Here is a 5,369-nt window from a genome sequence, read left to right on the forward strand (position 1 = left end):
ATTATTGGCAAGCAGCTTCATGGAATGCGATTATTTACAATCCATACGAGCAACCAGCTGATTTTATCAAACCTCATTTTGAGTATTTCAAACACATGCAAAAATTATTCACCGAAATTGATTTTACTAAATTAAAACCAACACCAACTAAAAACGGTAGCGGTTATAACTTGACAGATGATAATGGCACCACTTTATTATATGTAAACAAGGAAAATTACGGAATTAATGCATGGCACCTAAAGCCACAGCACGGTGCTAGGACAATTCAATGGTTTAATGTTATAACTGGGGAACTTACACCAGAGTCTGATGTAAAAAATACTGAAAAATTTATCTCACCATGGTCAAACAAGGAAGATTCTATCCTTATTTCACGATTAAAACCAAAAAAAACTTAATTTAAACTAGACAATAATCATTTAAGCTACTATTTTGAACATACGTAGCCCTCTAAACAAACCAAAATAGAGACTTTTGTAAAGTAAACAACACCTCACTTAACAAGTATTACAATGAAATTGAAGAAATCATCCGTATTGATTCCATTAGTATGTTCACTACTGTTTTTGTCATGTAAGTCACAAAATAGTACTAACACAGCAATCAGCCACACAAACAAACCAAAGTTTGAAGCCAATTGGGAATCTATTAAAGCTAATTACAAAGACCCTGCATGGTTTAACAAAACTAAATTTGGAATCTTTATCCATTGGGGTGCCTATTCTGTACCTGAATTTGGATCAGAATGGTATCCACGAAATATGTATATGGATTCTATTAAGTTCTCAGCACAGTTAAAACCAGACATGAAAGGGCCTGCTAAAGAATATTTTCACCATAAAGAAGTATGGGGCGATCAAAAAAAGTTTGGTTACAAAGATTTTATTCCGATGTTCAAAGGAGAAAAATTCAATGCTGACGAATGGATTGATTTATTCAAAAAAGCAGGTGCCCGATATGTAATTCCGGTAGCTGAACACCATGATGGTTTTGCTATGTATAAATCAACTGTAACCAGATGGAATGCAGTTGACATGGGACCAAAAAGAGACATTCTAGGAGAATTATTCAAAGCGGGTAGAGAAAAAGGAATGATTATGGGAGCTTCTTCTCATTTTGCTTTCAACTGGTCTTTTTATAATAAAAAAGACAAATTTGACACGACTGACCCTCAGTATTCTGATTTATATTCTAAAAAAGGAAAAGATATCAATGTACCCCCATCGGCTGAATTTAAAGATTTATGGTGGAGACGTACTAAAGAGATTATTGATGTTTACAAACCAGACATTTTATGGTTTGATTTTATGTTAGATACTCCAGACTTTGCAGATCAACGTCCTAAATTAGCTGCTTATTATTATAATAAAGGAATTGAATGGGGCAAAGAAGTAGTCTTACAAGATAAAAACTTTAGTCACGAAGCTTTTCCAGAAGGAACGGTAATCTATGACCTTGAAAGAGGAAAACTACCAGGTATTAGAAAATTACCTTGGCAAACAGATACTTCTATCGGAAAAAATTCTTGGAGTTATGTAAGCAATTGGGAGTCTAAAACGGCTAACGAAATCGTAGATGACTTAGTTGATATTGTAAGTAAAAATGGTTGTTTATTATTAAACGTAGGTCCTAAATCTGATGGAACAATTCCACAAGATCAAAAAGATATTTTACTTCAAATTGGTGGATGGTTAAACATCAACGGTGAAGCAATATACGATACACATTACTGGAACACCTTTGGAGAAGGTCCTACAGAAGTTAAAAAAGGACATCACTCAGAAGGAAACAACAAAGGATTATCATCCAAAGATATTCGTTTCACACAAAATGGAAACAAACTATATGCTATTGTTTTAGATTGGCCAGCAGATGGAAATGTAACTATTGAAACATTAGCTAAAAATAATCCCTACGCAAAAGATTTAAAAATTAAAAAAATCAGCGTACTAGGAAGCAAAGAAAAAATTCAATGGAATCAAACAGACAAAGGTTTGCAAGTAAAAATGCCAACTACTAAGCCTGGAGATTTTGCCTATACAATTGCTATTACACTTTAAATATTGGAACTATTTTTATTCAAAAGAAAGCACATTTTTACAAATGTGCTTTCTTTGTTAAAACTTAAACTACTATTATCTCCATCATGAAGACCAAACCTATCTCATTATCAAAAGTACTACTGTTTTCAACAGTATTAGCCGTAAATTGTTCATTTGCACAAGTAAAAACAGGAAATAAAAACGTTCAAAAATTCAAATGGGAAAATACTAGCTTATCCAATCAAGAACGAATTGACGCCCTTGTAAAAGAGATGACTCTAGAAGAAAAAGTATCTCAAATGCTAGATATAAGCCCTCCTATAGCCCGTTTGGGCATTCCAGAATACAACTGGTGGAATGAAGCCTTACACGGTGTTGCTAGAAACGGTAGAGCAACTGTTTTTCCTCAAGCTATTGGACTTGGAGCAACCTTTGATGATAATTTAATACAACGTGTTGCCAATGCTATATCTGACGAAGCTAGAGCCAAATACAACGAAGCCATCAAAATTGACAACCGAAGTCGGTATGCAGGTTTGACTTTTTGGTCACCAAATGTAAATATTTTTAGAGATCCTCGCTGGGGACGAGGACAAGAAACCTATGGTGAAGATCCTTATTTAACAAGCCGTATTGGAGTTGCTTTTGTAAAAGGACTCCAAGGGAATGATCCTAAATACATGAAAGCTGCCGCTTGTGCCAAACATTATGCAGTACATTCTGGACCAGAAGAATCCAGACACGAGTTTAATGCTGTAGTTAGTAAAAAAGATTTATTTGAAACCTATTTACCCGCTTTCAAAGCTTTGGTCCAAGAAGCCAATGTAGAGGGCGTTATGGGTGCATACAATCGTACGTTAGGAGAAGCTTGTTCTGGAAGTCCATATTTATTGCAAGAAATTTTGAGAAAAGACTGGGGTTTCAAAGGCTATATCGTTTCTGATTGTGGAGCAATTCAAGATTTTCATCAATTTCATAAAATCACCAAAACACCAGAGGAATCAGCAGCTTTAGCTTTAATCAACGGAACCAATATTAATTGTGGTAATGTTTATAAAGTACTCAAAAACGCTTTAAATCAAGGTTTAATCACCCAAGAACTTATTGATACTCGTTTAAAAGAAAGTTTAACCACTCGATTCAAATTAGGAATGTTCGATCCAATTGGAATGAATCCATATGACAACATAAAAGCGACAGTGGTAGATTCCGAAGCGCATAGAAAATTAGCCCTTGAAGCTGCTCAAAAATCAATTGTTTTATTAAAGAACAGCAATAATGTACTTCCTATCAAAAAAGACACTAGAACAGTCTATGTTGTAGGACCTAATGCGTCAAGCGAAGAAGTATTATTAGGAAATTACTATGGGGTAACGAGCAGTACTCAAACGATTCTTGATGGTATTGTAGGGAAAGTAAGTGCTGGAACGAGTATCAACTACAAATCAGGAGTATTACCATTTGCAAAAAACAACAACCCTATCGACTGGTCCACAGGCGAAGCAAAAAGTGCTGATGTGTGTATTGCCGTGATGGGAATTTCAGGGTTGTTTGAAGGCGAAGAAGGCGAAGCCATTGCCTCGGACACCAAAGGAGACAAAAAAACCTTAAGCTTACCGCAAAATCAAATTGACTATTTAAAGAAATTAAAAAAAGGAAGCAAAAAACCTCTAGTTCTTGTTTTAACAGGCGGAAGTCCAATTGCTATTCCTGAAATCCATGATATTGCTGATGCGATTTTGTTTGTTTGGTATCCCGGTGAAGAAGGAGGAAATGCTGTGGCTGATGTTCTTTTTGGTGATGTAGCGCCCTCAGGAAAGCTACCTATTACTTTTCCAAAATCAGAAAATCAATTGCCTGCTTTTGATGATTATAACATGGCGGGACGTACCTACAAATACATGACACAAGAACCATTGTATCCTTTTGGTTTTGGTTTGAGCTATACCTCATTCGAATATAAAAACCTAAAAATCAATAAAGATTACAGCGTAACAGCAGAAATTACCAATACTGGTAAAATAGATTCAGAAGAAGTGATCCAATTATACATCAGTTCGCCATTAGCTGGAAAAGAAGATCCTATTTATGATTTAAAATCGTTCAAAAGAGAATTTCTAAAAGCAGGAGAAACCAAGCAATTGACTTTTGATTTAAACAAAATCAGTTTCAACCAGATTGATAAAGATGGTAAATCCATTACTCGAAAAGGAATCTATACTGTATATTTGGGAAGCTCCCTTCCGTCACAACGAAGTTTGGATTTAGGAGCAACTACTTACAGTAAAATCAACTTTAAATTATAACGATGAATCAATCCTTCAAAAACTATCTTTTAACGACTTTATTTTGTTTGACATTCACTATTCTTTATAGTTGTAAAACTGGTTCAAAAACGAATCAGCATGTACAAAATGAAAAAGTAATTTTAGTTTTTTCAAAAACGGCAGGATTTAGACATAAATGTATTCCAAAAGGAATTGAAGCACTTCAGAAAATGGGCGCTGGACAAAATTGGAAAATGACCTTTAGTGAAGATGCCTCATTATTTAATAAAGAATCATTATCTAAATACAATTTGGTGCTTTTTTTAAACACCACTGGTGATGTTTTGGACAGAAATCAAGAACTAGCATTTGAAGAATTCATTCATAATGGCGGAAGCTATGTAGGCGTTCATGCCGCCTCAGATACCGAATTTGAATGGCCTTTTTATGCTGAAATGATTGGTGCGCAATTCAAATCACATCCAAAACAACAAAAAGCAGTTTTAAATGTAGATACAAACAATCCCCATCCTGCCACAACACATTATCCTGCCTCTTTTGAGAAGTTTGACGAATGGTATAATTTTAAAAAACCAGTAGCACAACATGTCAACGTGATTTTATCGATTGATGAAACTAGTTATCAAGGCGACCGAATGGGAACCCACCACCCTATTTCTTGGTACCATGTATATGAAGGTGGTCGCGTTTTTTATACTGCAATGGGCCATACTGATGAATCTTATGTTGACACTAACTTTTTAAAACACCTCCAAGAAGGAATCCGTTGGTCATTAGGAGAAATAGATGTCCAAATTGCCAAAGGAGGCGAAAATTTATTTGATTCCAATTTATCAAAATGGGACGTTTGGATGGGAGCCGTACATCCTACAGTAGACGTTGATTTTGAAAAATCAGTCAATGTACAATCAGGAAAACCTATGGGATTAAACAATGATCCTAAAAAAGTATTTTCAGTCCATAAAGAAAACGGAGAAGACATACTGCATGTTACAGGTGAAATCTATGGTGGATTGACAACAAAGAATGAATATGG

3 protein-coding genes and 1 pseudogene are annotated in these 5,369 nt (G+C 35.1%); all 4 read left to right on the top strand.

Annotated elements, in window-relative coordinates:
- Nucleotides 1-401 (top strand): annotated as a pseudogene (locus WBQ70_RS01985) (hypothetical protein); the annotation flags it as partial.
- A 114-nt stretch (nucleotides 402-515) separates the two neighbouring features.
- Entirely contained in the window at nucleotides 516-2,063 is a 1,548-nt protein-coding gene (locus WBQ70_RS01990; protein ID WP_423909848.1) for an alpha-L-fucosidase, read from the top strand.
- Nucleotides 2,064-2,149: 86 nt separating this feature from the next.
- Nucleotides 2,150-4,351 carry a glycoside hydrolase family 3 C-terminal domain-containing protein gene (locus WBQ70_RS01995; RefSeq protein ID WP_423909851.1) on the top strand — a complete coding sequence of 734 codons (2,202 nt, stop codon included), beginning with the start codon at nucleotides 2,150-2,152 and terminating at the stop codon, nucleotides 4,349-4,351.
- A 2-nt stretch (nucleotides 4,352-4,353) separates the two neighbouring features.
- On the top strand, nucleotides 4,354-5,369 hold a 1,016-nt coding region (locus WBQ70_RS02000), incomplete at its 3' end, for a ThuA domain-containing protein (protein WP_423909854.1).

Source organism: Flavobacterium sp., from assembly GCF_049590715.1.
Classification (GTDB): Bacteria; Bacteroidota; Bacteroidia; order Flavobacteriales; family Flavobacteriaceae; genus Flavobacterium.

Coding starts and splice junctions, on each gene's coding strand:
- WBQ70_RS01990 (WP_423909848.1), top strand. CDS start 516: ATGAAATTGAAGAAATCATCCGTATTGATTCCATTAGTATGTTCACTA.
- WBQ70_RS01995 (WP_423909851.1), top strand. CDS start 2,150: ATGAAGACCAAACCTATCTCATTATCAAAAGTACTACTGTTTTCAACA.